The following is a 26,073-nucleotide window of genomic DNA, read 5'->3' on the forward strand; positions in this document are numbered from 1 at the left end:
ATCGCTCGGAGGCCGCGCGGCGACCGCGGGCTCAGGCGGCGACGGCCGTCCCGATCCGGCCGATCTTCACGCTCGTGAGCTGCGCGAGTTCGGCGATCGAGGAGGCGCCGTGGCGGGCGGCGGCGTGGATGATGATGTGCGCGGAGGCCTCGGCGTCGCCGGTGGCGTCGTGGTGCTGGAAGTCGTCGAACCCGGCGGCGAGGGCCGCCACGGGGAGCCGGTAGGAGTCGAGCTGGTACGTCTTGCGGGCGACGTTGAGGCTGCACAGGTAGCTGAGGTCGGGGCAGTCGAGGCCGGTGGCGGCGCAGCCACCGCGGATGACGCCCATGTCGAAGCCGGCGTTGTGGGCTACCAGGGCGTCGCCCTGGGCGAAGTCGAGCAGCGTGTCGAGCTGGTCCGCCCAACCCGGGGCACCGAGGACGTCGGTCGCGACGATCCCGTGGATGCGGGTGTTCCACTCGAGGAAGGCGTCGTGTCCGGCAGGGGGCTGGATGAGCCAGCCCGCGCGGTCGACGACGATGCCGTCGCGCACCCTGACGAGGCCCACGCTGCAGGCGGAGGCGGATGACGAGTTCGCGGTCTCGAAGTCGATTGCGGTGAAATCCAGTGGCACGTCCTCACCCTCGCACCAGGGTCCGACACCGCTCGGGTGGCACGCCGCATGACGCTCGATCGACGGTGCCGATCCGTGCCCGGAGCGGAGGTGCGACCCACGAGGACGCGCGGCCAAGTACGATAGACCCTCGTGGCTCTTACTCTCGGCATCGTCGGCCTGCCCAACGTCGGCAAGTCCACCCTGTTCAACGCGCTCACGCGCAACAACGTGCTCGCAGCGAACTATCCGTTCGCGACGATCGAGCCGAACGTCGGCGTGGTCGAACTGCCCGACGCCCGGCTCGGCAAGCTCGCGGAGATCTTCGGCAGCGAGCGCATCCTGCCCGCCGCGGTGTCCTTCGTCGACATCGCCGGCATCGTCAAGGGCGCGAGCGAGGGAGAGGGGCTCGGCAACAAGTTCCTCGCCAACATCCGTGAGGCCGACGCCATCGCGCAGGTCGTCCGTGGCTTCGCCGACCCCGACGTCGTGCACGTCGACGGCGACGTGAACCCGGCGTCCGACATGGAGACGATCAACACGGAGCTCATCCTCGCCGACCTCGAGACGCTCGAGAAGGCGATCACCCGGTTCGAGAAGGAGGTCAAGGGCAAGAAGCTCGACCCCTCCGTCCTCGCGGCGGCGAAGGAGGCGCAGGACGCGCTGAACGCCGGCACCCCGCTCTCGGCGACGAAGATCGACCTCGCGCCCGTCAAGGAGCTCGGTCTCCTCACGGCCAAGCCGTTCATCTACGTGTTCAACGTCGACGAGGACGTCCTCCAGGACCAGGCGAAGCTCGACGAGCTGGCCGCGCTCGTGGCGCCGGCGAAGGCCGTCTTCCTCGATGCGAAGCTCGAGTCGGAGCTCGTCGACCTCGACGAGGACGACGCCCGCGAGATGCTCGAGTCGACCGGCCAGACCGAGTCCGGCCTCGACCAGCTCGCACGCATCGGCTTCGCGACGCTCGGCCTGCAGACCTACCTCACGGCGGGACCGAAGGAGTCACGTGCGTGGACGATCCCGCAGGGTGCCAAGGCACCCCAGGCGGCCGGCGTGATCCACACGGACTTCGAGAAGGGATTCATCAAGGCCGAGGTCATCTCGTTCGACGACCTTGTGGAGACGGGCTCCGTCGCTGAGGCCCGCTCCAAGGGCAAGGCCCGTATGGAGGGCAAGGACTACGTCATGCAGGACGGCGACGTCGTGGAGTTCCGCTTCAACGTCTAGCCCGTCGAAAGCGCACGTTTCGTCGTCCACCAGCGCCAACCTCGACGGAATGAGCACCCTCGGTGGTGGTTACCGCTTCCGCCGCTGCTCCGCGATCCACGTGTGATCGGCGATCGCCGCGGAGACGGCGTCGCGATACTGCGCGCCGTCTGCGGTGCGGTACAGATCCCTGCTGAAGAACGGCGATTCACTCCGGTAGGGGGCACTGTTGTGGACGCGTCCGGCGAGGTCGGACAGGACATCGTGGTCGCCCGCGAGGTAGGCGGTGAGCTCGGTGTCGTTCAGCCGGATGAGCGCGGAATCGTCGATGAGAGCGCTGTAGCTGTACCTCGCGTCGAGGTAGAGCGAACCCTCCTGCTCGACGAGGAACCACATTCCTGGTTCATGGTCGACGTAGCGCACCGTCACCACCAGCGTTTGGCGCGGGGGACCAAGCCCAATAGGGCTGCGAGCCCGGCGAAAGCGCTGACCACCCCGAGGAAGCCCACGGGGGTGTCGCGGAGCGGGCCGATGACGAGCAGGGCGCCGAGGCCGAGCGCTGCCACGCCGAACCCGGTGCGCCAGCGTCGTCCGACCTTCGCCGATGGGCGGCGGTCGGGCAGGTCGGTGGGTCGCGGGCGCGCGCGGCGCCGTGCGCTCAGTGGCGGTCCGCCGTCGTCCGGCCCGTCGACGGCACGCCCGAACTCGTCGACCCACGGACCGGCACCGACCTCGGGGCAGCGGTCGTGGACGTTCGCGTCGCGGGTCGAGGCATCCGCCGGGTGGGCGGGCATGGCTGCGGCGAGATCCACGTCGAACCTGGCGGAACCGTCCGGCAGGAGGGCGTCGTAGCCGACGAACCGCAGCGACCGTCGGCGCCATCTCGACGCGCCACGGAACGCCGTCGCACGGACGGCGACGGGACGATCGGGCGATTCGCGCATGGATCGATGGTGGCACACGCCGATGGTTCCGACCCCCTGCCGCCAGTGGGGTCCTGCTCCGGCGGTACGCTCGATGAGGCGCCACCCGAACGGGCGCCTCGGGAGGCCACGGGTGACGATCGATCTGGCGAGCATGCTGGTGGTGGCGGTGATCGTCTGCGCCGCGTGCGGGATCTTCTACGGACTCGACAGCGCGCGAACCCTCGCCGGGCGGCACCTGGCCGCCTGGATGTCCGGATTCGCCACCACCCTCCTCTCGGCGGTGAGCTACCTCGCCGCCACGCTCAACGGCGACTCGGTCTGGATCGTCGCCGTCGCCAACGCCGCCATGGTCGCCTCGATCGCCGCTCTGTGGGTCGGGTGCCGGCTGTTCAACGGTCGACGCAGCCTCGTGCTGCTCGGCACCCTCTTCGTCGGGGTGACGGCGATCTCCGCCGTCCTCGACCCCACCGACGACCCGGAGTGGGCCGGCACCATCGCCCGGCTCATCTCGCTCACCATGCTGTCGCTGCTGGTCGCATACGAGGCGCGACGTGGACGGATGCGAACGGCACCGGCCTCACTGGTGCTCGTCGTCGTCATGATCCTGCACGCGGTGTTCACCGCCGTGCGTCTCGCGGTCTACCTCGCGGCGGGTCCCCACTCGGAGATCTTCGAGCGGCTGTTCAGCACGCCCATCGTGACCTACATGAACCTCGTGTTCGTCGTCGCGATCGCCGTCGGCCTCGTCCTCCTGCGCTCCTGGGAGCGCAAGCAGCGCCTCTCCTCGGAGCGGGTGGGCGTCCGCGCGGTGGGGCGCCGCGCGTTCGTCGCCGAGGCGACCCGACTCCGTGAGGGGCAGCAGTCCGACCGTCGCCTCGCGATCCTCGTCGTGGCGATCGACGGCTACGGCGACCTCCGCCGCGCCTATGGGTTGGCGACGGCGGGGGAGCTCGAGGCACTGCTCGCCGCCGCGGTCTTCCGTGAGCTGCCGGCCGGCTCCGTCTGCACCCGCGTGTGGAGCGGGACGATCCTCGTGGCCACGTCGGTCGAACCTGGGCCGACCGGCCTCTCAGGTCTCCACGACCTCGCGGCACCGATCGCCGCCGGCTACCGTGAGGCCGTGACGCAGCAGCTCGACGGCTTCGCCGGTGCTGCGAACCTCGGCGTCGCGGTCGATTCAGCCGCGCCGACGCCCGTCGAGACCCTCGTGTCGATCGCACGGACGGCCCGAGCCGACGCGGAGCGGCGAGGCGAATCGGTGCGGGTCGTCGAGTCCGCGTCGGAGACGCAGGACCGCTGACGGCGGGTGCGGCTCAGCGACCCTGGCGCTTCTTGTACGGCAGCGGCTCGCCCTTGACCTTCGGCGCGCGACCCTTGCCCTTGTTCGCCTTGGCTTTGCCGCCCGCCGCGGGAGCCGACTTGGCGGCTGCTGCCGCAGAGGCGTCGAGTTGGCGACGCGCCTCGATGAGGAACGCGTAGCCGGCGTCCGTCAGCTGCGTGGATTCCACGTCCCGGGCGAACAGCTCCGCTCCGACGCTCTCCTCGAGCTTCCGGACGTCGGCGACGACGGTGCTCCGCGGCACACCGAGCGCCTTGGCCGCCTTCGCGAAGTGGAGGGTCTCCGCGGAGGCGACGAAGGAGCGCAGCTGCTTGTGGTCCATGCCCTCAGCCTACGGTGACGTCGTCAGGCTGCCGACCAGTGTCGCTTCAGCCACCCAGCTGGTCGCGTCGGCGACGTCGCACGATCACCGAGGCGATACCTGCGAGCAGCCCGAGGCCGAGCAGGGAGCCGGCAACGATCGCCAGCGTGGATCCCTGGAACCCGGTGTCGGGGAGCCTCGTGATGTCTCCGGCCGGAACCGCCGGCTGACCGGGGACCTGCGGGGTGCCCGGCGGGACGATGACGATCGTCGATTCGATGGAGTCGTCGGGTGCGGTGCCGTTACTCGCGGTGACGGTGACCGTGTAGGTCCCGGGCGTCGTGGGTGTGCCGGTCACGCCCCCGGTCACGCTGTCGAGGACGAGTCCCGGGGGCAGGGCACCCGAGGTGACGGTGTACGTGGCGTCCGGGCTGCCGGTCGAGGTGACCGTGCTGTCGTACGTCGTGCCGACGGTGCCGCCGGGGAGCGGAGCGGAGGTGATCTCCGGGCTCGTCGTGACCTCGGAGCCGCTGCCGTCGTCGCAGCCGGTCGGCCGGTTGATGACGGTGTTGATGAGCGTCACGGCGCCGGTGGACGCGAGGAGACGTCCTTCGACGACCGTGCCCGCTCCCGTGGAGATGGACGTGTCGGCGAGGATGGTGCCGACGAAGGGCGCGCCTCCGTTGAGCGTGGCTTCGCTGCCGACACGCCAGAACACGTTGCAGGCGCTCGCGCCGCCGACGAGGGTGACCGAGGAACCGGTGGCGGTCTTCAGCGTGCTCGCGGCCTGGAAGACCCACACCGACTCCGCGGTACCGGTGAGCGTCACGTTTCCGGTGAGGGAGATCTCCCCGCCGGCGTATACACCGGGAGTGAGGTTGAGGTCGGTGAGGTCGCCGACCTGCTGAGGGGCCGGCGTGAGGCTGGAGGCGACGCCCATCGCGGTGAGGAGGTCGTTCTTGGCCAGGGCGGCGGGCTCGTTGGTCACGTTCTGGGTGCCGTTGACGAGGCCCGGCGGGAAGCCGGTCACGGAGCTCCCCGGGCTCAGCCCGAGGTCGCCGTCGATCGTCGTGGCGCCGGTGTTGGTGACGGCCGATGCGGCAAGGACGCCGTAGTCGGCTGCCGTGCCGAGGAAGATCGGGCCGTCGATCGAGGTCGCGGCGTTCGCCGGTCCGGCACCGATGGCCAGGAGCCCGACGGTCACGACTGCCGCTGCGGCGAAGAGCCGTGGGCGAGTGCGACCGGGTCTGGCGCTGTGGTCAGGTGGGGAGAGTTCGAGGCGCATGAAGGCCCCTTCCGTGTGGGAGGGGCGCGAAGCCAACGAGGATGGCGACATCAACCGCAACTGTTCCCTGTGTACCACCTTTGGGGGTCGCTAGATCAGCTAGCGCTCCTGATGTAGCGAATCGTTATCTTGGTGCGATACGCTACTCTGCCGACTCGTGGCGCGAAATGAACGTTCTCCGGAGCCTGAACGGAATGAGACGATTGCAGCATGACTGCAACACTCGTGGCCCAAGGCCTGGCCGGAGGACACGGCCATCGCACCCTGTTCGACGGCCTTGATCTGACGGTGGCGCCGGGCGACGTCATCGGCGTCGTCGGGATGAACGGGGCGGGGAAGTCGACGCTGCTGCAGCTCCTCGGCGGCTCGCTCGAACCGCAGGCCGGCACGATCACGCTGTCGCCCTCCGACGCCTTCGTGGGCGCGCTCCCGCAGGAACACGAGCGCGTCGTCGGTGAGAGCGTCGCCGCCTACATCGCCCGGCGCACCGGCTGCGCTGCGGCGACCGAGGCGATGGATGCAGCCGCCGCGGCGCTCGCCGAACCCCCGCAGGCCGGCGCGGACCCCGCGGACGTCTACTCCGCCGCCCTCGACCGCTGGTTGGCGAGCGGCGCCGCCGATCTCGAGGAGCGGATCCCCTCGGTCCTCGCCGACCTCGGGCTGGACCTCGACGCAGATGTCACGACCACGATGATGACCTCACTGTCGGGTGGGCAGGCCGCTCGCGTCGGACTGGCGGCGCTGCTGCTGTCGCGATTCGACATCGTCCTCCTCGACGAGCCGACCAACGACCTCGACCTGGATGGCTTGGAGCGGCTCGAACGCTTCGTGCAGGGATTGCGCGGGGGTGTGGTGCTCGTCAGCCACGACCGCGAGTTCCTCGCCCGCTGCGTCACGCGCGTCCTCGAACTCGACCTCGCGCAGCAGAGCAACCGGGTCTTCGGGGGCGGATATGAGGCCTACCTCGAGGAGCGCGAGGTCGCCAGGCGGCACGCCCGCGACGCCTACGACGAGTTCGCCGACAAGAAGGCGGATCTCATCGGTCGCGCCCGGGTACAGCGGGAATGGTCCAGTCAGGGCGTGCGGAACGCCATGAAGAAGGCGCCCGACAACGACAAGATCCGGCGGAAGGCCTCGGCGGAGTCCTCCGAGAAGCAAGCGCAGAAGGTCCGGCAGATGGAGAGCCGGATCGCCCGGCTGGACGAGGTCGAGGAACCTCGCAAGGAGTGGCAGCTGCAGTTCACGATCGGTAGTGCACCGCGCTCGAGCACGGTCGTCGCGACGCTGTCCGAGGCCGTCGTCCGGCAGGGCGACTTCCAGCTCGGCCCCCTGTCGCTCCAGGTGAACGTGGGCGACCGCATCGGCATCACCGGGCCCAACGGCGCCGGCAAGTCCACCCTGCTCGCGACGCTGCTCGGTCGTCGCGAACCCGACGCGGGCAGCGCGAGCCTCGGCTCCAGTGTGCGGATCGGCGAGATCGACCAGGCCCGCTCACTGCTCGTCGGCTCGGAGCCACTCGCCGACCGCTTCGAGGCGATCGTGCCCGACCTCAGTCCGGGAGAGGTCAGGACGCTCCTGGCGAAGTTCGGGCTGAAGGCCGACCACGTGAACCGGCCCGTCGACGAGCTGTCGCCGGGGGAGCGCACCCGCGCCGGGCTCGCCGTGCTCCAGGCGACGGGGATCAACCTGCTGGTGCTGGACGAGCCGACGAACCACCTCGACCTCGCCGCCATCGAACAGCTCGAGGAGGCGCTCGAGAGCTACGACGGAACACTCCTCCTCGTCACCCACGACCGCCGCATGCTCGACACCGTCCGGATCGAACGGCGATGGGTCGTCGAGGCCGGCCAGGTCACGGAGCGCTAGCGACGATCGCTACCCGTGCCGTCGGGTGGACGCACGCCCCGACAATGAGCGAGGACCCCGCGGCGTTCGCCAGGCGGGGTCCTCGTCGTCCAGAGGGCGCGTCAGTCGCGCAGCTGCTCCTTGTAGTCGTTCTTCGCCTCGGTGGTGTCGCGCTCGGCCTCGGCCTTCTTCACGTCGGCCTCCGCCTGCTTCACCTTGGCATCGGCCTTGGCCTCGTCCAGCTTGTCGCTGATGCGCTCCTTGGTGTCGTCGACGGCCTCGCCGATCTTCTTGCCCGTCGCCTCAGCAGCGTCCTTGGCGTTGTCCAGGAATCCCATCGTCAACTCCGTCTCTGATCCCGACTCTCGGTCACCGTTCCAGCCTCGCGGGCCCGCGCCCGCGCGGCAACCACTTGTGTTCCGAGGCGTGGACGGCTAGATCATGAGACGATCCGGCGCGGGTGGGCGTCGTCCCTCAGGGAGCGGGAGCGCCACCGTCGGTCGGGGTCGCGTGCGGCAGCCAGTCCTTGAGGATGACCTCCTCCGGGTCGACCAGACGCTCCGTGTGGAGGTCGTACTCCGGGTCGCGCTCAGCGAGGAAGCGCGTGACGGCGTCAGCGTCCTCGTTGTCGTGTCGACGTCGTGCGCGGTCTGCCGCGTCCTGCTCGGTGCTCATGGATCCCACCGTAGCCCAGCGTCCTGCGGAGGATGCCGTCGGACACCCGGCATCGGACACCCGGCGTCGAGCGCGCCCGGATCCGTGCGGTCGGTCGTCGCGGGATTCAGCGGAGGCCCGCGACGGCCTCCACCGAGGCGACGATGGCGCTCGCCGTCCGGTCCAGCTCGGCCGCGGTGACGGCGGCGGTCCAACTGAAACGCACGGCGGTCTGCGCGACCTCCGGGGCGATGCCGATCGCGAGGAGCACCGGTGACGGCTCGTCACTGCCGGCGGCGCACGCGGAACCGCTCGAGGAGATGACGCCGCGGCGCTCGAGTTCGAGGAGGACCGCCTCACCGGAGGTCCCGGGGAAGACGAACGACGCGATACCCGGCAGGCGTCGTTCGGGATGGCCCGTCAACCGAGCGCGCGGGACCTCGTTCAGGACCCTCGCGATGAACGCGTCACGCAACCCGCTGACGCGGTCGAACGCTTCCACCCGATCACGCTCGGCGAGCTCCAGCGCCGTCGCGAGCCCGACGGCGGCGGCCACCTGTTCGGTCCCGCTGCGGCGACCGCGCTCCTGCCCGCCGCCGTGGAGGAGCGGTTCCACCGGCAGGGAGCCGCGCACGGCGAGCAGTCCGACGCCCTTCGGCGCACCGAGCTTGTGGCCGGCCAGGCTCAGCGCGTCCACGCCGAGGCGATCCAGTCCGAGCGGAAGCCATCCCGCCGCCTGTACGGCGTCGGCGTGGATCGGGACGCCTGCGGCCCGGGCGACGGCTCCGAGCGCCGAGAGGTCTTGGACCGTGCCGATCTCGTTGTTGGCCGCCATCACCGAGACGAGCACCGTGTCCGGCCGCAGTGCCGCGTCGAGCTCGACCGGGTCGACCAGACCCGCTCCATCCACGGGGAGGACGGTGGCCTCGACCCCGTGGAACCGCGTGAGGTAGGCGACCGATTCCGCGACCGCCTCGTGCTCGATCGGCGAGGTGACGACATGGCGTCCGTGATCGAGGGCCGCCAGGGTGATGCCCTTGACCGCGAGGTTGTCCGCTTCGGTGCCGCCCGAGGTGAACACCACGTCCCCAGGCCGGACGCCCAGCACGGTGGCGACGCGTCGCCGGGCATCTCGCAACGCCCCGGCGGCCGCCTCGCCGACGGTGTGATGGCTCGACGGGTTGCCGAAGGTGCTCGTCAGGTACGGCCACATCGCCTCGAGCACCTCGGGGCGCACCGGCGTCGTCGCCGCGTTGTCGAGGTAGAGCATCTCAGTCGACCGAGACGTCGAGTCCGAGGTCGAGGGACCGGACACTGTGCGTGAGGGCACCGGAGGAGATGACGTCCACGCCGGTCTCCGCGATGGCCCGCACCGTCGACAGCGTCACGTTCCCGCTCGCCTCCACGATGGCGCGGCCGGCGATGAGTGCGACGCCCTCACGGAGCTCGTCGACGGTGAAGTTGTCGAGCATGATCGTGTCGACGCCCGCTGCGAGTACCGCCTCGATCTGGTCGAGGCGGTCGACCTCGACTTCGATCGTCGTCGTGTGCGGGAGCTCCTCGCGAGCCCGCAGCAATGCCTCGGTGACCGTCAGGCCGCGCTCGAGGAGGACCGCCAGGTGGTTGTCCTTGACCATGACGGCGTCGGAGAGCGAGTGGCGGTGGTTGTGGCCGCCGCCCGATCGCACCGCGTGGCGCTCGAAGACGCGCAGACCCGGGGTCGTCTTCCGGGTGTCGACGATGCGGGCACGGGTGTCCGACACGGCGTCGACGTAGGCCGCGGTGATGGTCGCGATCCCGCTCATCCGCTGCACGAAGTTCAGAGCGACGCGCTCGGCGGTCAGGACGGCGCGCGCCGGACCCGACACCATGGCGATGGTGTCGCCTGCGGCGAATCGTTCGCCGTCGGCGACGAGGAACGCGACCGTGATGCGTGGGTCGGTCAGTCGGAACGCCGCCTCGAACACGGCCGAACCGCTGAAGACGCCCGCGTCGCGCGCGGTCAGGGACGCCGAGGCCGTGGCGTCCTCCGGGATGAGGGTCGCCGCCGTCAGGTCGCCCCACGGGGCGTCCTCGACGAGGGCCGCGGTGACGGTGGTGTCGATGAGGTGTGGGGTCAGCATGGTGCGAGCACGGTTCCGTTCACGGATGGGTGGGTGGTGGGCTGGGGTGCGTCGGCCAAGGCGCCGAGGATGATCGCGATCGGCGACGCCTGATCCGGATCGACACCGGGATGGTCGTCCCTGGCGTGGGCACCGCGTGACTCGGTGCGTGCGATCGCGCCGGCGACCACTGCCCGGGCGAGCAGCAGGAGGTTGCGGTCCTCGGCGGCCGCGACCGACCGCGGTGCGTCGACGTCGTCGTCGAGCTCGGCCGACCACCGGTCCAGGGTCCGGCGCGCGAGCTCGAGACCACGCGCGTCACGGACCAGTCCGGCGTCCCGCCACATCACGGCGTGGAGCGCCGATCGGCTGAACGGTTCGACGGGATCCGCGCGGGGTCCGGGATCGTCATCGGCCGCACGGGGATCCAGGACGACCCGCTGACCGCCGAGCCTCGGGCGACCGGCGATCGGACCCGGTGCCGCATCGATCGCCGCGACGGCGCGGGCCGCGAAGACGGCACCCTCGAGGAGCGAGTTGGAGGCGAGGCGGTTGGCCCCGTGGACGCCCGTGCGTGCGACCTCGCCCACGGCGAGGAGCCCGGGCAGGGTGGTCCGGCCGTCGAGGTCCGTGGCGATGCCGCCCATCCAGTAGTGCGCGGCCGGGGCGACGGCGACGGGTGTGCGCGACCAGTCCACGCCGGAGGCTCGGAGGTGCTCGTCGATCCCCGGGAACCGCGCGGCGAGGCGGTCCGCGCCGAGCGCGGTCGCGTCGAGGGTCACCGGCGCACCACCTTGCGCCGCCATGGCCCGGGCGATCCCGCGGGCGACCACGTCGCGTGGGGCCAGCTCGGCGTCGGGGTGGAGCGCCCGCATGAAGCGTTCACCGTTCGCGTCCCGGAGGACGGCCCCCTCGCCGCGGACGGCCTCGGAGACGAGGAAGCTGCCGGGTGCGGCGAGCGCGGTCGGGTGGAATTGGACGAACTCCACGTCGGCGAGCACCGCTCCAGCACGGAGCGCTGCAGCGGCGCCGTCGCCCGTCGCCACCGCCGGGTTGGTCGTGAACGGGTAGAGCTGTCCGACACCGCCGGTGGCGAGGATCACCTGGTCGGCGCCGACGGTGAACGCACCGCGCTCGGGGGACCGGAGGTGCGCACCGGTGACCGTCCCGGCGGTGACCACCAGGTCGACGAGGAGGGTATGCTCCAGCACGGTGACCCGCCGGGCTGCGAGCGTCTCGACGAGCGCCGTCTCGATCGCCGCACCGGTCGCGTCACCGCCGGCGTGCAGCACCCGGGGGTAGGAGTGGGCTGCTTCGAGGCCCTTCGCGAGGGCATCGCCGTCGCGGTCGAACGCCACGCCGAAGGCGATGAGCTCGCGGATCCGTTCGGGTCCCTCGGTGCAGAGGACCCGCACGGCCTCCTCGTCGCACAGCCCCGCGCCGGCCAGCAGCGTGTCCCGGACATGGTCCTCGACCCGGTCGTCGTCGAACATGACCCCGGCGATGCCGCCCTGCGCATAGCGCGTGTTGCTCTGGCCGAGGACGTCCTTCGTGACGACCACGACCTCGTGCCGTTCGCTCGCGTGGATCGCGGCCACGAGACCGGCGATCCCGCTCCCGACCACGAGCACCGTCGCCATGTCAGCCGGCCTGGGTTCCGGCGGCGACCGGCGGCTTCGCGGCGAGCATGCGCTCGAGCGACAGCCGCGCCGGCACGGCGACGTCGTCGGAGACCGTGATGCGGTTGAGCACCTCGCCCGCGACGAGTCCTTCGAGCACCCAGGCCAGGTAGCCGGGGTGGATGCGGTACATCGTCGAGCAGGGGCAGATCACGTCGTCGAGGCAGAAGATCGTGTGCTGCGGGTACTGCGCGGCGAGGCGCTGCACCATGTTGATCTCGGTGCCGATCGCGAACGTGGTGCCGTCGGGCGCCGCCGCGATGGCCTTCTGGATGTAGTCCGTCGAGCCTGCCTCGTCGGCGGCGTCGACGACCGCCATCGGGCACTCGGGGTGCACGATGACCCGGACGCCGGGGTGCTGCGCCCGGGCGCGGTCGATCTGGTCGACGGTGAACCGCTTGTGCACCGAGCAGAAGCCGTGCCACAGGATGACCTCGGCCTGCTCGAGGTCGGTCGCCTCGTTGCCGCCCAGCGGGCGGTTCGGGTTCCACATCGGCATGTGCTCGAGCGGCACACCGAGCTTCTTGGCGGTGTTCCGACCCAGATGCTGATCCGGGAAGAACAGCACCCGCTGTCCGCGCTCGAAGGCCCACCGCAGGACCGTCTCCGCGTTGCTGGACGTGCAGACGATCCCGCCGTGCCGACCGCAGAAGCCCTTGAGCGCGGCCGAGGAGTTCATGTAGGTGACGGGGATGACCGGTACCCGGCCGTCGGCGTCCGGATCGGTCCCGTAGAGCGCCTCGAGCGCCTCCCACGCCTCCTCGACCTGGTCGATGTCCGCCATGTCGGCCATCGAGCATCCGGCGGCGAGGTTCGGGAGGATCACGGCCTGCTCGGGTCCGGACAGGAGGTCGGCGGTCTCGGCCATGAAGTGCACGCCGCAGAACACGATCGCCTCGGCCTCGGTGCGTGCCTTGGCCGCGTTCGCGAGCTGGAAGGAGTCGCCGATGTAGTCGGCGTGCTGGACCACTTCGTCCCGCTGGTAGAAGTGTCCGAGGATCACGACGCGGTCTCCGAGCGTCTGCTTCGCGGCCACGATGCGGCGGTGGAGCTCATCGTTGGAGGCGTCCCGGTAGGCGGCCGGGAGCTGGCCCTGCCGAGGCGAACCGGTCGGGATGACGTCGCCCATCGACGCGCCGGGGCCGTAGCTCGGCGGCTGCAGGTCGAACACCCAGGGGCCGGCCGCGAGCTCGGGCGCGCAGGTCGCGCCGTCGGACGCACCCTCGGTGATCTGCTGGATGGTGTCGTCGACGGATGCGGTGATGGTCATGCTGGCTCCTCGGACTGCTGACGGGTGGTCGGGGTGGACGTCGTGGGCCTGCGGCTCGTCGATCGCCCGGGCGACGGGGCCTCCGGTCGGGTGACGGGCTGGGTCCACCGGTAGAGCCGCGCCGGGCGGTGGCGTCCACCGGTACGGAGTTCGTCGGTCTGCAGGACGAGACCGGAGGACTCGACCTGGCGTCGGAAGTTCGCGGGGTCGAGCTGCTTCTGCAACACCGCCTCGTGCACCTCGCGGAGTTCGGAGAGGGTGAAGGTCTCGCCGAGGAAAGCGTGCGCGATGTGGCTGTACTCGAGCTTGGTGCGGAGCCGCCAGAGGGCGTACTCGACGATGTCGCGGTGGTCGAACGCCAACGGGGGGAGTGCGTCGGCCGGGAACCAGCGCACGTTCTGGCCGAGCCGCGTGCGCTTCGCCTCATCGGAGCCGACGAGCGCCCAGTAGACGATCGAGACGACCCGCTCGGCGGGGGAACGGTCGAGGTCGCCGAACGCGTACAACTGCTCGAGGTACCGCGGGCGGAGGGAGGTGGTCGCCTCCAGGGTCGACGCGGCCGCATCCACGAGGGATTCAGCCGCTCCGAGCGGACCGCCCGGCAACGCCCAGAGGCCGTCGTAGGGCTCGCGGATGCGCCGCACCAGGGGGAGCCAGATCCCCGGCGTCGAGTCGGTCGCGCCGAACCCGTCGTCGGCCCGGAGCGTGAAGATGACGGTCGAGACCGCGAGGCCGACCTGCTGCTCCGCCTGCTCCGCGGGAGTCGTCGATCGTTGCATGGGGATCTCCGCGTTCCGGAGCACCGGCGGCACTTCAGGTAGAAATGACCTGTACTCGATACAGGCTTAGTGTACACCTGACTCGAACAAGGTCCTGCGCCGAGGTGACCACTCGCGATATGCTGGCGGCTCAATCGAACATCGGGCCGCAAACACGATGCGGGAGAGCCGGTACGCCGGCACCGAAGGAGCAAGCCTCCCCGCCAATCTCTCAGGTCCTGTACCGCATCGGACTGGCCACTCTGGAAAGCAGCGCACGTTCGTGGTGCGCTCGCCGACGGTGAAAGCAGTGTCCGCAGCAGCGGCGCTCGTGAAGCTCTCAGGCCAATGACAGAGGGGGAGTTCCCAACGGACACCGCCAGGTGTCCGCAGCGCACCACGCGACCCCGGAGAACTCGTGACCGACCTCGAACGAACCAGCCCGCTCCATGCCGTCCACGAAGCCGCCGGCGCGAGCTTCACGGACTTCGCCGGATGGCAGATGCCCGTGCGGTACTCGAGCGACCTCGCCGAGCACCACGCCGTGCGCACCGCCGCCGGGATCTTCGACATCTCCCACATGGCCGAGATCCAGGTCGTGGGCGACGACGCAGCCGACTTCCTCGACCAGGCGCTCGCGGGCAAGCTGTCCGCCATCGACCTGCTCCAGGCCAAGTACTCCCTGCTGCTGAACGAGGCCGGCGGCATCATCGACGACCTCGTGGTGTACCGCAACGGCGAGCACGAGTACCTCGTCGTCGCGAACGCGGGCAACCACGACGCCGTCGTCGCAGCGCTCACCGAGCGGGCCGCGGCGTTCGAGCACGTGGTCGTCATGGACCGTAGCGACGAGATCGCGCTCATCGCCGTCCAGGGGCCCGCCTCCCGCGCCATCCTCCAGGCGACCGAGGGGCTCCACATCCTCGACGAACTGCCCTCCCTCGACGAGGTGAAGTACTACCGCGCCACCGGTGCCTCCTTCGAGAACGGCACGGTCTTCATCGGACGCACCGGTTACACCGGCGAGGACGGGTTCGAGCTGTACGTCGACGCCGCCGACGCCATGGAGCTGTGGAACGCCATCGTCGCCGCCGGGACGCCGCTCGGATTGGTCCCCGCCGGGCTCGCCAGTCGCGACACACTCCGCCTCGAGGCGGGCATGCCGCTGTACGGTCACGAGCTCGGTCCGGACATGCTGCCGGTGCAGGCCGGACTCGGTCGCGTCGTCGCACTCGGCAAGCACGGCACGTTCATCGGTCGCGACGCCGTCGAGGCCGGCCCGGCGGACGACGCACCGGTGCTCGTCGCCCTCGTCTCCGAGGGGCGTCGTGCCGGTCGTGCCGGGTACCGCGTCCTCGCCGGCGACACGACGGTCGGCGAGGTGACGAGCGGGGCGCTGTCGCCCACCCTCGGACACCCGATCGCCATGGCCTACGTGCACCCCGACCACGCCGAGCCGGGCACCGTGCTCGACATCGACGTCCGCGGTACGCGGATCCCCGCGACCGTCTCCACGCTCCCCTTCTATTCGAGAGAGAAGTAACCCATGGCCGACAAGACCACCCTCAAGTACACCGCCGAGCACGAGTGGATCCGCGTCGAGGGCGATCTCGCCGTCATCGGGATCACCGACTACGCCGCAGAGAAGCTCGGCGACGTCGTCTTCGTGGACCTCCCCGCCGTCGGCGCGGCGCTCTCGGCCAGCACCGTGGTCGGCGAGATCGAGTCCACGAAGTCCGTCGGCGAGCTCTTCGCCCCGCTCGACGGCGAGGTCGTCGAGGCCAACGACGCCGTCGTCGACGACCCGTCGCTCGTCAACAGCGACCCGTTCGGAGCCGGCTGGCTCGTCTCGGTCCGGTACGACGCGCTGCCCGACACCCTCCTCAGCTGGGACGACTACGCCGCGCTGGTGGGCGAGTGATGGCGGACCGCTTCGCAGAACGGCACATCGGGACCGACACCGCCGCCCAGGCGACGATGCTCGCCGCCGTCGGGTACGACAGCGTCGACGCCCTGCTCGCCGCGGCCGTCCCGTCCGCGATCACGGCCGCCGAACTCGCCTCATCGAGCATCCCCGACGCCGCGACCGAGCGCGCGGCGCTCGCCGAACTCCGTGAGCTCGCCGGCCGCAACACGGTGAACCGGAGCCTGATCGGTCTCGGCTACTTCGACACGATCACGCCGTCGGTCATCAAGCGGAACGTGCTCGAGAACCCCTCGTGGTACACGGCCTACACGCCGTACCAGCCCGAGATATCGCAGGGCCGCCTCGAGGCGCTCATCAACTTCCAGACGATGGTCGCCGACCTCACCGGTCTCGACACGGCCAACGCCTCGATGCTCGACGAGAGCACCGCGGTCGTCGAAGGCATGTTTCTCGCGCGCCGGGCCTCGAAGCTCGCCGACGCGACGTTCATCGTCGACGCGGACGCGTACCCGCAGACGAAGGCGCTCCTCCGGAGTCGCGCTGAAGCGGTCGGCATCGACCTCGTCGAGCTGCCGTTGTCGACCACCTCGCCCGAGGACCTCCCGGCGGCGTTCGGCGTCTTCGTGCAGTACCCCGGCGCCTCCGGGCTCGTGTGGGACCCGTCGGCGGTCCTCGCAGCGGTCAAGGCGGCCGGCGGGGTGTCGGTCGTCGCAGCCGATCTCCTCGCCCTCACGCTCATCTCCTCGCCGGGTTCCCTCGGCGCGGACATCGCGGTCGGGACGAGCCAGCGCTTCGGCGTGCCGATGGGCTTCGGTGGCCCGCACGCGGGGTACCTCGCGGTCCGGAAGGGCCTCGAGCGCCAGATGCCCGGTCGCCTCGTCGGCGTCAGCCAGGACGCGGCGGGTCATCCCGCCTACCGGCTCACGCTGCAGACGCGCGAGCAGCACATCCGCCGCGAGAAGGCCACGAGCAACATCTGCACGGCCCAGGTCCTGCTGGCGGTCATGGCCGCGATGTACGCCGTGTACCACGGGCCCGACGGGCTCAAGCGGATCGCCCAGTCGGTGCACGCGGCGACGGCCACCGCGGCATACGCGCTGCGCAAGGCCGGCGCCGAGGTGCTGTCCGAGCACTACTTCGACACGCTGCAGGTCCGCGTGTCGGACAGCGCGGCCGCAGTCGCAGCCGCGCATGATCGTGGACTGCTCCTCTGGGCCGTCGACGAGACGACCGTGTCCGTCAGCTTCGACGAGGTCAGTGCGGTCGAGAACGTGACGGCTCAGCTCGTCGAGGTGCTCGGCGACGGGAGCGCTTCCGCTGAGCTGGAGGTGCCGTCGTACGTCTTCGATCAGGGAGGTTCGTTCTACGCCTTCGCCCCGAACGCGGTCCACGAGTACCCGCCCGCGCTCGCCCGCGAGACCGAGTACCTCACGCACCCGGTGTTCAACACGCACCACTCGGAGACCGCCATGATGCGGTACCTCAAGCAGCTGGCCGACCGCGACTACGCGCTCGACCGGGGGATGATCCCGCTGGGTTCGTGCACGATGAAGCTCAACGCCGCCACCGAGATGGAGGCCGTCACCTGGCCCGAGTTCGCCGGGCTGCACCCGTTCGCCCCGCGTGAGGACGTCGCAGGCTCGCTTGAACTCGTCGACCAGCTCGAGACCTGGCTGGCCGAGGTCACCGGGTACGACTCCGTGTCGCTCCAGCCGAACGCCGGCAGCCAGGGCGAGCTCGCCGGTCTCCTCGCCATCCGCGGCTACCACCGCGCGAACGGCGACGAGCAGCGGACGGTCTGCCTCATCCCGTCGAGCGCACACGGCACGAACGCGGCCTCCGCCGTCCTCGCCGGCATGCGTGTGGTCGTCGTCGCGTGCGACGAGCAGGGCAACGTCGACCTCGACGACCTCCGGTCGAAGATCGAGGCCAACGCCGAGTCCCTCGCCGCGCTCATGATCACCTACCCGTCCACCCACGGCGTGTACGAGCACGAGGTGAAGACCATCACCCAGGCCGTGCACGACGCCGGCGGCCAGGTCTACGTCGACGGCGCGAACCTCAACGCACTGCTCGGCTACGCGCGGTTCGGGGAGTTCGGCGGCGACGTCTCGCACCTGAACCTGCACAAGACGTTCTGCATCCCGCACGGCGGTGGCGGCCCCGGTGTCGGGCCGGTCGCTGCGAAGGCGCACCTCGCGCCGTTCCTGCCCGGTCACCCGCTGGCGCAGCGCGCCGAGCACCCGCTGCTCGGCGGCGGGACGGTCGTGCACGACGGCGGTCCGATCTCGGCGGCTCCCTACGGCAGCCCGAGTATCCTGCCGATCTCGTGGGCGTACGTCCGCATGATGGGTTCGGAAGGGCTCCGCGAGGCGACCGGTGCCGCGGTGCTCGCGGCGAACTACATCGCTGCGCGACTGCGCGACCACTATCCCGTCCTGTACACGGGCGACAGCGACCTCGTGGCGCACGAGTGCATCCTCGACCTCCGTCCGCTCAAGGAGGCGACCGGGATCTCCGTCGACGACGTGGCGAAGCGCCTCGTCGACTACGGCTTCCACGCGCCGACGATGTCGTTCCCCGTCGCGGGGACGCTCATGGTCGAGCCGACCGAGAGTGAGGACCTCACCGAGGTCGACCGCTTCGTCGACGCGATGATCGCGATCAAGGCGGAAGCGGACGCCGTCGCGGCGGGCGAGTGGCCTGCCGACGACAACCCGCTCGTCGGGGCGCCGCACACGGCCCAGTCGGTCATCGAGGGGGAGTGGACGCACGCGTACTCGCGGGAGCTCGCCGTCTACCCGGTGCACACGCTCGTGCGCACGAAGTACTGGCCGCCGGTGCGTCGCATCGACCAGGCGTACGGCGACCGCAACCTCGTGTGCGCCTGCCCGCCGCCCGAGGCCTTCGCCTAGCCGGTCCATGAGCACTCCCTCGCCTATCCGTGGGCGAGGGAGTGCTCATTCGCCCACCGATGGGCGAACGAGTGGTCATGACGACGGCGTTGCGGTGAAGATCTCCGGCCACCAGGCCACGGCGAGCGGGAAGCCCGCGAACGAGATGATGTCGATGACCGTGTGCGCGACGACGAGCGGCATCACCCGACCCCAACGCTTGTAGCACCAGCCGAACGCGATCCCCATGGCAACGTTGCCGAAGAACGGCCCGATCCCCTGGTACAGGTGGTAGCTCCCGCGGAGGACGGCGGTCGACAGGATGATCGTCCACCACCCCCACCCGATCTCGCGGAGCCTGGTGTACAGGTAGCCGATGATGATGACCTCCTCCTGGAGGCCGGCGCGGAGTGCAGAGAAGACGAGCATCGGGATCGTCCACCAGTACATGGTGTCGGGGAACGTCGAGACCGCGACCGTGACGCCGAGGGCGCGTCCCAACGCGTACACACCGATGCCGGGGACGCCGATCGCGGCGACGAGGAGCAGACCGCGGCCGAGGTCGCGTCCGGGGGAGCGGAGGTCGAGTCCCATCCGCGCGAAGCCGCTGCGCGCGGGCTGCCAGAGCAGGTAGATGACGAGGGCGACCGGCGCCAGCTGGAAGAAGATCCCGAGGAACTGGTAGCTGACGTCGAGCCACTCCCGGGTGGCCTGCGTGGTGTTGATCGCCGCCGACTGATCGGAGAGCGGTGGCCCCGCGGTGAGCTTCGCGATCAGGGAGATGATCGAGTACACCGCCGACGCCCCGAGGCTCAGCGCGAGGACGATGCCGATCTCCCACCACCGACGGTTGTTTCCGGCGCCCTCGGGAAGGTACGGCCCCCGCTCGGTGGTGTTCTGCTCGCTCACCGGTCCATTCTGCTGGCTGGTGGCTCCGAGCGCACCGCATACCATCTGCGCGTCCCCACGTCTGACATCGGGTGATGAGCGCCTTACGATTCGTATCCAGAACGAGGAAGTGACCGCACGAGTTTTGCGATCATGATCGTTCTGTTGCGTCGTGGGCGGGATCCGTGCACGAAAAAGCATCCACGAGCAACAATCCGTCGATTGGGTTACCGCTGTGTAACGTTTGGCGTCCCAGTTTGCTCGCCGTCCTGCTTCTGCTTATCGTCAGAGTATTCAAAGAGCGATCCAGCGCACACGATGCGCTGGTTTCGCTTGCCCTTTCCCCAAGGAGGAACTGTGAAGTTCAGTCGGTTCGGCTCTGCCGCCGCCATCATCGCAGCAGGGGCTCTCGTCCTCACCGGTTGTTCCGGTGGCGGTTCCAGCAGCGAGAGCACCAGCAGCGCATCATCCATCATCACGACCAACGGCTCCGAGCCGGAGTCGGGCCTCATCCCCAGCGACACCAATGAGGTCGGTGGCGGAAAGATCATCGACGAGGTCTTCGCAGGCCTCCGCTACTACGCGGCCGACGGCAAGCCGGTCGACGACCTGGCCGAGTCGATCGACACCGACGACTCGACCACGTTCACGATCAAGATCAAGGCAGATCAGAAGTTCACCAACGGCGACCCCGTCACCTCGGACTCGTTCGTCATGGCCTGGCAGGACGCCGTCGTCAACCTCCGCAAGAACGCCTCGTTCTTCGCTGACGTCGAGGGCTACAACGAAGACGGACAGCCCCTCACCGGCCTGAGCGTCGTCGACGACACCACCTTCACGGTGAAGCTGTCCGCACCTGCCTCCGACTTCCCCCTGCGCCTCGGCTACTCCGCGTTCTACCCGCTGCCCGCTGCAGCGTTCGACGCGGCCGGCAAGGTCACGGACGAGTTCGGACAGAACCCGATCGGCAACGGCCCGTACAAGGTCGACGGCGACAAGGCGTGGAAGCACAACGAGTCGATCAAGCTCGTCAAGAACGACGAGTACAAGGGTGGCCGCGAAGCCAAGAACGGTGGCCTGACCATCACGTTCTACAAGGACTTCGACAGCGCCTACGCCGACCTGCTGAGCGGCAACCTCGACGTCCTGGACCAGATCCCGGACTCCGCGCTCTCCACCTACCAGGACGACCTGGGCGACCGTGCGGTCAACCAGCCGGCCGCCGTGTTCCAGTCCTTCACGATCCCGTCCCGCCTCCCGCACTTCAGCGGTGAAGAGGGCCAGCTGCGTCGTCAGGCCATCTCCTACGCGATCAACCGCGAAGAGATCACCAAGGTCATCTTCAACGGAACCCGCACGCCGGCGACCGACTTCACCTCGCCGGTCATCGACGGCTACTCGAAGGACATCGAAGGAAACGACGTCCTGAAGTACAACGAGAAGAAGGCCAAGGAACTCTGGGCAGAGGCAGACGCCATCTCCCCGTGGGACGGCTCCTTCCAGATCGCGTACAACGCCGACGGGCCGCACCAGGCCTGGGTCGACGCGGTGACCAACGGCATCAAGAACGTCCTGGGCATCGAGTCCTCGGGCGTCCCGGTCGCCGTCTTCGGTGACTTCCGCGCCGGCATCACCAACCGTTCCATCGAGACGGCGTTCCGCTCCGGATGGCAGGCCGACTACCCGGGTCTGTACAACTTCCTCGCTCCGCTCTACGCGACCGGTGCTTCCTCGAACGACGGTGACTACTCGAGCCCCGAGTTCGACAAGCTCCTCGCCGAGGGTTCGTCCGAGACCGACCTGGACGCTGCGAACAAGAAGTTCCAGGACGCTCAGGCGGTCCTCTTCAAGGACCTGCCGGCCATCCCGCTCTGGTACCAGAACGTGAGCGGCGGCTTCGGCGAAGGCGTGCAGAACGTCGAGTTCGGTTGGAACTCGGTGCCGCTGTACTACGAGATCACCAAGTAGTCTTGTAGCGGCATAGCTGGGTGGGTCCGGTTCTTCCGGGCCCACCCAGCTTCACGAGTTCAGGAGTCCCACACCATGGGCGGTTACATTCTTCGTCGTGTCCTGCAGGCTATCCCCGTACTGCTCGGCACGACCTTCCTCATCTATTTCATGGTCTTCGCGTTGCCCGGTGATCCCGTGCTCGCATTGTTCGGCGACAAGACGCCGAGCGCCGCGCAGATCGCTCAACTCAACGCCGAGTACAACCTCGACAAGCCGTTCATCGTGCAGTACTTCCTGTACCTCGGCGGCATCTTCACCGGCGACCTTGGAACGTCCTTCTCCGGGCAGCCGGTCAGCGAGATCCTCGCGCAGGCCTTCCCGGTCACGCTGCGGCTCGCCGTCATCGCCGTCTTCTTCGAGATGGTCGCCGGCATCACGATCGGTCTCATCTCCGGCATCCGCAAGGGCGGCATCTTCGACGCCTCGTTCCTCGTCGTCAGCCTGATCCTCATCTCGCTCCCCGTCTTCGTCATCGCGTTCGTCGCGCAGTACGTGTTCGGAATCCAGCTCGGGTGGTTCAGACCGACGGTCGGCCCGGGCGCCCCGATACAAGACCTCTTACTCCCCGCACTGGTCCTCGCCACGATCAGCTTCGCGCAGATCGTCCGGTTGACCCGGTCCTCGGTCATCGAGACGCAGTCGCTCGACTTCGTCCGTACGGCGTACTCGAAGGGCCTCAGCCGTCGCCGGGTCATCCCTGTGCACATCCTGCGCAACTCGCTGATCCCGGTCGTGACCTACCTCGCGGTGGACTTCGGTGTGCTGATCGTCGGCGCCACGGTCACCGAGGGCATCTTCAACGTCCCCGGTGTCGGCCGCACGCTCTACCAGGCCATCCTCCGAGGAGAAGGCCCGACCGTGGTGTCCTTCGTGACGGTGATGGTGTTGTTCTACCTCATCATCAACCTCGTCATCGACCTCTTCTACGCCGTGCTCGACCCAAGGATCCGCTATGTCAAGTAATGATCAGGAGCCGACGATCAAGCGATCCCCGAATCACTTCGTCGCGCCGCTCGAAGAGACCCCGCTCGCGGTCATCGACGCCGTCAAGGTCGACGAGAAGGTCAGCAACCTCTGGACCGACGCCTGGGCGTTCATGCGCCGTCGTCCCATGTTCTGGATCTCGTCCGTCCTCATCCTGCTCGTCGTGGTCGTGGGACTGTTCCCCTTCCTCTTCACACAGACGCCCCCGAACAACCAGTGCTTCCTCGAGAACAGCAACGGCGGGCCTGAGGCCGGCCACATCCTCGGGTTCACGAAGCAGGGCTGCGACATCTTCGCGCGGGTCATCTACGGGACCTCCACGTCGCTGTCCGTCGGGCTCATCGTGACGTTGATCACCGCCACGCTCGGCATCGTGTTCGGCGCGTTCGCCGGGTTCTACGGTGGTTGGGTCGACTCGGTGCTGTCCCGCATCGGCGACATCTTCTTCTCCATCCCGTACATCCTCGCGGCCGTCGTCGTCATGTCGGTGCTCGCGAAGTACCGGAGCGTGTGGACGATCTCCTTGGCGATCGGTCTGTTCGCCTGGCCATCCGTCGCCCGAGTGCTTCGAGCTGAGGTGCTCAGGGTCAAGAACGCGGATTACGTCCAAGCGTCCATCGCGCTGGGTGTCTCCCGCTTCAAGATCCTCCTGCGCCACGTACTGCCGAACGCGATCCCTCCGGTGATCGTCGTCATCACGATCTCGCTGGCGTCCGCGATCGTCGCCGAGGCGACGCTGTCCTTCCTCGGCGTGGGGCTCGGGAGCGAGACCATGTCCTGGGGCAACGACATCAGCCAGGCGCAGCGTGACCTCCGCACTGCCCCGCAGGTGCTGATCTACCCGTCGATCGCGCTGTCGCTCACCGTGCTCAGCTTCATCATGATGGGCGAAGTCCTGCGAGACGCGCTCGACCCGAAGGCGAGGGCCCTGCGTTGAACGCGAGCCAGATGAACACCCAGCAGCCGCTGCTCGAGGTCAAGGACCTCGAGGTCACCTTCCGCACCCAGAGCGGGACGGTCCAGGCCATCCGCAAGACCGGGTTCACCATGATGCCCGGTGAGACCGTCGCGATCGTCGGTGAGTCCGGATCCGGGAAGTCGACGACCGCGCATGCGATCATCAACCTCCTGCCCGGTACCGGCAAGATCAGCGGGGGCGAGATCCTCTTCGAGGGGCGCGACCTCTCGAAGCTCTCCCGCAACGAGATCGAGGACGTCCGCGGACGCCTGATCGGCTTCGTGCCGCAGGACCCGATGTCCAACCTGAACCCGGTGTGGAACATCGGCTTCCAGGTGGAGGAGGCCATCCGTGCCAACGGCATCGCCCACGGCAAGAAGGCCGTCCGCGCCAAGGCGATCGAGGTGCTCCAGCAGGCCGGCCTCTCCGACGCCGACCGTCGCCTGAAGCAGTTCCCGCACCAGTTCTCCGGCGGCATGCGTCAGCGCGTGCTCATCGGTATCGGTCTGTCGTCGAGCCCGAAGCTGCTCATCGCGGACGAGCCGACCTCGGCGCTCGACGTCACGGTCCAGCGGAAGATCCTCGACCACCTCGAGAGCCTGACCCGCGACAGCGGCACGGCGCTCCTGTTCATCACGCACGACCTCGGTCTCGCGGCCGAGCGCGCTGAGAAGCTCATCGTCATGTACAAGGGGCAGATCGTCGAGGCCGGTCCGTCGGTCGAGATCCTGCAGAACCCGGTGCACCCGTACACGAAGCGGCTCGTCGCAGCGGCACCCAGCCTGGCGTCGCGTCGCATCCAGTCGGCGACCGGATCGCTCGAGACCCTCGACCACGAGGCTCCTGTCGGCTCGGAGGGCATCGACCTCATCGTCGCCGCGGAGCACCGCGCCGCAGCGCAGGCCGCGCAGCCGGACGCGGAAGCCGCGATCGTGGTCAAGGACCTCGAGAAGGTCTACAACATCCGTGGTCAGAAGGCGGCTGAGCGGGAGCTGAAGGCCGTCGACGGCGTCTCGTTCGAGATCCCGAGGGGCACCACGATGGCGCTCGTCGGCGAGTCCGGATCCGGCAAGTCGACCGTGGCGAAGCTGCTCCTGCAGCTGGAGACGCCGACCTCGGGCAGTATCCGCATCGGCGGCAAGGCGATGGAAGGCCTCGATCGCAAGGGCCTCCTCGCGCTGCGCCGGAAGATGCAGCCGGTCTTCCAGGACCCCTACGGTTCGCTCGACCCGCTGCGGAACATCGGCAACACGATCGCGGAACCGCTCGTCACGCACAAGGTGGGCGACAAGGCCTCCCGCCGTGCGCGCGTGCTGGAGCTCCTCGACCAGGTCTCGCTGCCGCAGGCGGTCGCGACCCGGTACCCGAACGAGCTCTCCGGTGGACAGCGTCAGCGCATCGCGATCGCTCGCGCGCTCGCGTTGAAGCCCGAGATCGTCGTCCTCGATGAGGCGGTGTCCGCGCTCGACGTCCTCGTCCAGGCGCAGATCCTGCAGTTGCTCGCCGACCTCCAGTCGGAGCTGCAGCTGACGTACCTCTTCATCACCCACGACCTCGCGGTCGTGCGCGTGATCGCCGACAACGTCGCGGTCATGCAGAAGGGGAAGATCGTCGAGGCGTCGACCACGGACGACGTCTTCGAGAACCCGAAGCAGCAGTACACGCGCGAACTCCTCGAGGCCATCCCCGGCGCCGGGATCGAGCTCGCGCTGTAACCAGCGCACCACGCTGAAGGGCGGTGCCGCGGAGTGATCCGGGGCACCGCCCTTCAGCGTTGCAGGAGGCGTCTGCCGGTTACGAGCCGAGGAGCGCCGAGGCGACGCCCCAGACGAGGAGTGCCGCCGTGACGCCGAGGGCGACGACGTCCCAGCGTGAAGTGGCGAGGCGGTCGTCCTTCGGGTCGATCCGGCCCCAGCGTTCGTGTGCGCGGTCGATGAGGTCGACGGCGGTCGGGCCCTCGTTCCCCGCCCGGCCGGGTCGGCGGACGCCCGCAGCGCGGCCCTGATGGTCGACCCCGCGTCGTCCGGCGCGTCCACCGATCATCGACGGACGGTCGAGACCGGCGCTCGGCGCGCCCCAGCTCGTGATCTTGCGCCCGTCGCGGAGGAGCACCGTGAGCTGGTAGCGGCTCGTCGCCTCCTCCATGCGCGACCACGGGATGTCGTGGAGACGCCCCACGTTGACGATGGTCAGCTGCGACGGCTCGATGACGATGCAGGGACGGACGAGGACCAGGTAGACCAGCCACACGACGAGGAGCTCCCACGGGAGCGCCTCGACCGCGAAGCCCCAGGCCCCGCGGCCCACGGCGTCGATGATGAAGAAGAGCATGAGCAGGGCGGTGACCCCGAGGATCCAGAAGCCGCTCGTGCTCCGCAGGGTGGTCCGATTGCCGGCGTTCGTCGCGTCGTTCACGTCCACCATCCTTCCAGGCCGTCGACCGATGGCGGCCGTG

The 26,073-nt window shown here is 69.2% G+C and carries 24 protein-coding genes and 2 riboswitches; of the genes, 10 read left to right on the plus strand and 14 right to left on the minus strand.

Annotated features, from left to right (window positions below; all coding sequences use genetic code 11):
• Positions 1-31 precede the first annotated feature (31 nt).
• Positions 32-613, minus strand: coding sequence for an exonuclease domain-containing protein (locus QRN19_RS13440; RefSeq protein ID WP_064296572.1), 582 nt, complete (start codon positions 611-613; stop codon positions 32-34).
• 132 nt (positions 614-745) lie between these two features.
• Here QRN19_RS13440 and ychF point away from each other — a divergent pair, with 132 nt between their 5' ends.
• Positions 746-1,819, plus strand: a complete 1,074-nt coding sequence (ychF, locus tag QRN19_RS13445; protein WP_285027451.1) for a redox-regulated ATPase YchF — start codon at positions 746-748, stop codon at positions 1,817-1,819.
• Between the two features lie 69 nt (positions 1,820-1,888).
• Here the strand turns inward: ychF and QRN19_RS13450 are convergent, their stop codons facing one another.
• Positions 1,889-2,194, minus strand: a complete 306-nt coding sequence (locus QRN19_RS13450; protein WP_285027452.1) for a hypothetical protein — start codon at positions 2,192-2,194, stop codon at positions 1,889-1,891.
• A 29-nt stretch (positions 2,195-2,223) separates the two neighbouring features.
• Entirely contained in the window at positions 2,224-2,742 is a 519-nt protein-coding gene (locus QRN19_RS13455) for a hypothetical protein (RefSeq protein WP_285027454.1), read from the minus strand.
• A gap of 112 nt (positions 2,743-2,854) precedes the next feature.
• Between QRN19_RS13455 and QRN19_RS13460 the strand changes: the two genes are divergently transcribed.
• Complete coding sequence (locus QRN19_RS13460; RefSeq protein ID WP_285027456.1) at positions 2,855-4,024, plus strand: hypothetical protein; 1,170 nt, start codon at positions 2,855-2,857, stop codon at positions 4,022-4,024.
• 13 nt (positions 4,025-4,037) lie between these two features.
• Here QRN19_RS13460 and QRN19_RS13465 read toward each other — a convergent pair whose 3' ends face one another.
• Both QRN19_RS13465 and QRN19_RS13470 read right to left on the minus strand, forming a co-directional pair.
• Positions 4,038-4,385 carry a LysR family transcriptional regulator gene (locus QRN19_RS13465; protein WP_285027457.1) on the minus strand — a complete coding sequence of 116 codons (348 nt, stop codon included), beginning with the start codon at positions 4,383-4,385 and terminating at the stop codon, positions 4,038-4,040.
• A gap of 46 nt (positions 4,386-4,431) precedes the next feature.
• Entirely contained in the window at positions 4,432-5,649 is a 1,218-nt protein-coding gene (locus QRN19_RS13470; RefSeq protein ID WP_285027458.1) for an ice-binding family protein, read from the minus strand.
• Positions 5,650-5,859: 210 nt separating this feature from the next.
• On the opposite strand from QRN19_RS13470, the gene QRN19_RS13475 reads away from it, so the two are divergent.
• Complete coding sequence (locus tag QRN19_RS13475) at positions 5,860-7,515, plus strand: ABC-F family ATP-binding cassette domain-containing protein (protein WP_285027459.1); 1,656 nt, start codon at positions 5,860-5,862, stop codon at positions 7,513-7,515.
• Positions 7,516-7,616: 101 nt separating this feature from the next.
• Here the strand turns inward: QRN19_RS13475 and QRN19_RS13480 are convergent, their stop codons facing one another.
• The 7 genes from QRN19_RS13480 to QRN19_RS13510 all read right to left on the minus strand — a co-directional run bounded on the left by QRN19_RS13480 (position 7,617) and on the right by QRN19_RS13510 (position 13,978).
• Positions 7,617-7,832, minus strand: coding sequence for a hypothetical protein (locus QRN19_RS13480; RefSeq protein WP_064296430.1), 216 nt, complete (start codon positions 7,830-7,832; stop codon positions 7,617-7,619).
• Between the two features lie 136 nt (positions 7,833-7,968).
• Positions 7,969-8,169 carry a hypothetical protein gene (locus tag QRN19_RS13485; RefSeq protein ID WP_064296429.1) on the minus strand — a complete coding sequence of 67 codons (201 nt, stop codon included), beginning with the start codon at positions 8,167-8,169 and terminating at the stop codon, positions 7,969-7,971.
• Between the two features lie 106 nt (positions 8,170-8,275).
• Positions 8,276-9,418, minus strand: a complete 1,143-nt coding sequence (locus QRN19_RS13490; protein WP_285027461.1) for a cysteine desulfurase family protein — start codon at positions 9,416-9,418, stop codon at positions 8,276-8,278.
• A gap of 1 nt (position 9,419) precedes the next feature.
• Positions 9,420-10,271 carry a carboxylating nicotinate-nucleotide diphosphorylase gene (gene nadC, locus QRN19_RS13495; protein WP_285027462.1) on the minus strand — a complete coding sequence of 284 codons (852 nt, stop codon included), beginning with the start codon at positions 10,269-10,271 and terminating at the stop codon, positions 9,420-9,422.
• Positions 10,265-11,890, minus strand: a complete 1,626-nt coding sequence (nadB, locus tag QRN19_RS13500) for an L-aspartate oxidase (protein WP_285027463.1) — start codon at positions 11,888-11,890, stop codon at positions 10,265-10,267. The genes nadC and nadB overlap by 7 nt, the downstream gene beginning before the upstream one ends.
• A 1-nt stretch (position 11,891) precedes the next feature.
• Complete coding sequence (gene nadA, locus QRN19_RS13505) at positions 11,892-13,199, minus strand: quinolinate synthase NadA (protein ID WP_285027464.1); 1,308 nt, start codon at positions 13,197-13,199, stop codon at positions 11,892-11,894.
• Positions 13,196-13,978, minus strand: a complete 783-nt coding sequence (locus QRN19_RS13510; RefSeq protein ID WP_285027466.1) for an NUDIX hydrolase — start codon at positions 13,976-13,978, stop codon at positions 13,196-13,198. The genes nadA and QRN19_RS13510 overlap by 4 nt, the downstream gene beginning before the upstream one ends.
• Before the next feature lie 150 nt (positions 13,979-14,128).
• Positions 14,129-14,214: riboswitch (glycine riboswitch) on the plus strand.
• 1 nt (position 14,215) lies between these two features.
• Positions 14,216-14,319: riboswitch (glycine riboswitch) on the plus strand.
• A gap of 56 nt (positions 14,320-14,375) precedes the next feature.
• On the opposite strand from QRN19_RS13510, the gene gcvT reads away from it, so the two are divergent.
• Genes gcvT through gcvP form a run of 3 tightly spaced genes read left to right on the plus strand, consistent with a single transcriptional unit; the run spans position 14,376 to position 18,799 of the window.
• On the plus strand, positions 14,376-15,500 hold the full coding sequence (gene gcvT / locus QRN19_RS13515) for a glycine cleavage system aminomethyltransferase GcvT (protein ID WP_285027468.1): 1,125 nt from the start codon (positions 14,376-14,378) through the stop codon (positions 15,498-15,500).
• 3 nt (positions 15,501-15,503) lie between these two features.
• Positions 15,504-15,878, plus strand: a complete 375-nt coding sequence (gcvH, locus tag QRN19_RS13520) for a glycine cleavage system protein GcvH (RefSeq protein ID WP_064296422.1) — start codon at positions 15,504-15,506, stop codon at positions 15,876-15,878.
• Positions 15,878-18,799, plus strand: a complete 2,922-nt coding sequence (gene gcvP, locus QRN19_RS13525; RefSeq protein WP_285027469.1) for an aminomethyl-transferring glycine dehydrogenase — start codon at positions 15,878-15,880, stop codon at positions 18,797-18,799. The genes gcvH and gcvP overlap by 1 nt, the downstream gene beginning before the upstream one ends.
• 75 nt (positions 18,800-18,874) lie before the next feature.
• Here gcvP and QRN19_RS13530 read toward each other — a convergent pair whose 3' ends face one another.
• Positions 18,875-19,687, minus strand: coding sequence for a CPBP family intramembrane glutamic endopeptidase (locus QRN19_RS13530; RefSeq protein ID WP_285027470.1), 813 nt, complete (start codon positions 19,685-19,687; stop codon positions 18,875-18,877).
• A gap of 336 nt (positions 19,688-20,023) precedes the next feature.
• On the opposite strand from QRN19_RS13530, the gene QRN19_RS13535 reads away from it, so the two are divergent.
• The 4 genes from QRN19_RS13535 to QRN19_RS13550 all read left to right on the plus strand — a co-directional run bounded on the left by QRN19_RS13535 (position 20,024) and on the right by QRN19_RS13550 (position 25,333).
• A complete protein-coding gene (locus tag QRN19_RS13535; protein WP_234993936.1) occupies positions 20,024-21,634 on the plus strand; it encodes a peptide ABC transporter substrate-binding protein in 1,611 nt (536 codons plus the stop codon).
• Between the two features lie 75 nt (positions 21,635-21,709).
• Positions 21,710-22,639 (plus strand): ABC transporter permease, encoded by a 930-nt coding sequence (locus tag QRN19_RS13540; protein ID WP_064296418.1) that lies wholly within the window; start codon positions 21,710-21,712, stop codon positions 22,637-22,639.
• A complete protein-coding gene (locus QRN19_RS13545; RefSeq protein WP_064296417.1) occupies positions 22,629-23,597 on the plus strand; it encodes an ABC transporter permease in 969 nt (322 codons plus the stop codon). The genes QRN19_RS13540 and QRN19_RS13545 overlap by 11 nt, the downstream gene beginning before the upstream one ends.
• Positions 23,598-23,608: 11 nt before the next feature.
• The gene (locus QRN19_RS13550) at positions 23,609-25,333 is read left to right on the plus strand and encodes a dipeptide ABC transporter ATP-binding protein (RefSeq protein WP_285027472.1); all 1,725 of its coding nucleotides are present in this window, start codon (positions 23,609-23,611) and stop codon (positions 25,331-25,333) included.
• A 79-nt stretch (positions 25,334-25,412) separates the two neighbouring features.
• On the opposite strand, the gene QRN19_RS13555 is transcribed toward QRN19_RS13550, so the two are convergent.
• Positions 25,413-26,033, minus strand: coding sequence for a hypothetical protein (locus QRN19_RS13555; protein WP_285027474.1), 621 nt, complete (start codon positions 26,031-26,033; stop codon positions 25,413-25,415).
• Positions 26,034-26,073: the final 40 nt, after the last annotated feature.

The sequence above is a fragment of the Plantibacter sp. ME-Dv--P-122b genome (assembly GCF_030209375.1).
Classification (GTDB): Bacteria; Actinomycetota; Actinomycetes; order Actinomycetales; family Microbacteriaceae; genus Plantibacter.

Bases quoted from the DNA above. Each gene is read 5' to 3' on its own strand.
- QRN19_RS13545 (WP_064296417.1), top strand. From the start codon at position 22,629: ATGTCAAGTAATGATCAGGAGCCGACGATCAAGCGATCCCCGAATCAC.
- QRN19_RS13490 (WP_285027461.1), bottom strand. From the start codon at position 9,418: ATGCTCTACCTCGACAACGCGGCGACGACGCCGGTGCGCCCCGAGGTG.
- QRN19_RS13470 (WP_285027458.1), bottom strand. From the start codon at position 5,649: ATGCGCCTCGAACTCTCCCCACCTGACCACAGCGCCAGACCCGGTCGC.
- QRN19_RS13480 (WP_064296430.1), bottom strand. From the start codon at position 7,832: ATGGGATTCCTGGACAACGCCAAGGACGCTGCTGAGGCGACGGGCAAG.
- gcvH (WP_064296422.1), top strand. From the start codon at position 15,504: ATGGCCGACAAGACCACCCTCAAGTACACCGCCGAGCACGAGTGGATC.
- QRN19_RS13540 (WP_064296418.1), top strand. From the start codon at position 21,710: ATGGGCGGTTACATTCTTCGTCGTGTCCTGCAGGCTATCCCCGTACTG.
- QRN19_RS13510 (WP_285027466.1), bottom strand. From the start codon at position 13,978: ATGCAACGATCGACGACTCCCGCGGAGCAGGCGGAGCAGCAGGTCGGC.
- QRN19_RS13475 (WP_285027459.1), top strand. From the start codon at position 5,860: ATGACTGCAACACTCGTGGCCCAAGGCCTGGCCGGAGGACACGGCCAT.
- QRN19_RS13455 (WP_285027454.1), bottom strand. From the start codon at position 2,742: ATGCGCGAATCGCCCGATCGTCCCGTCGCCGTCCGTGCGACGGCGTTC.
- nadA (WP_285027464.1), bottom strand. From the start codon at position 13,199: ATGACCATCACCGCATCCGTCGACGACACCATCCAGCAGATCACCGAG.
- nadC (WP_285027462.1), bottom strand. From the start codon at position 10,271: ATGCTGACCCCACACCTCATCGACACCACCGTCACCGCGGCCCTCGTC.
- QRN19_RS13450 (WP_285027452.1), bottom strand. From the start codon at position 2,194: ATGTGGTTCCTCGTCGAGCAGGAGGGTTCGCTCTACCTCGACGCGAGG.
- QRN19_RS13485 (WP_064296429.1), bottom strand. From the start codon at position 8,169: ATGAGCACCGAGCAGGACGCGGCAGACCGCGCACGACGTCGACACGAC.
- nadB (WP_285027463.1), bottom strand. From the start codon at position 11,890: ATGGCGACGGTGCTCGTGGTCGGGAGCGGGATCGCCGGTCTCGTGGCC.
- QRN19_RS13550 (WP_285027472.1), top strand. From the start codon at position 23,609: ATGAACACCCAGCAGCCGCTGCTCGAGGTCAAGGACCTCGAGGTCACC.
- QRN19_RS13465 (WP_285027457.1), bottom strand. From the start codon at position 4,385: ATGGACCACAAGCAGCTGCGCTCCTTCGTCGCCTCCGCGGAGACCCTC.
- gcvP (WP_285027469.1), top strand. From the start codon at position 15,878: ATGGCGGACCGCTTCGCAGAACGGCACATCGGGACCGACACCGCCGCC.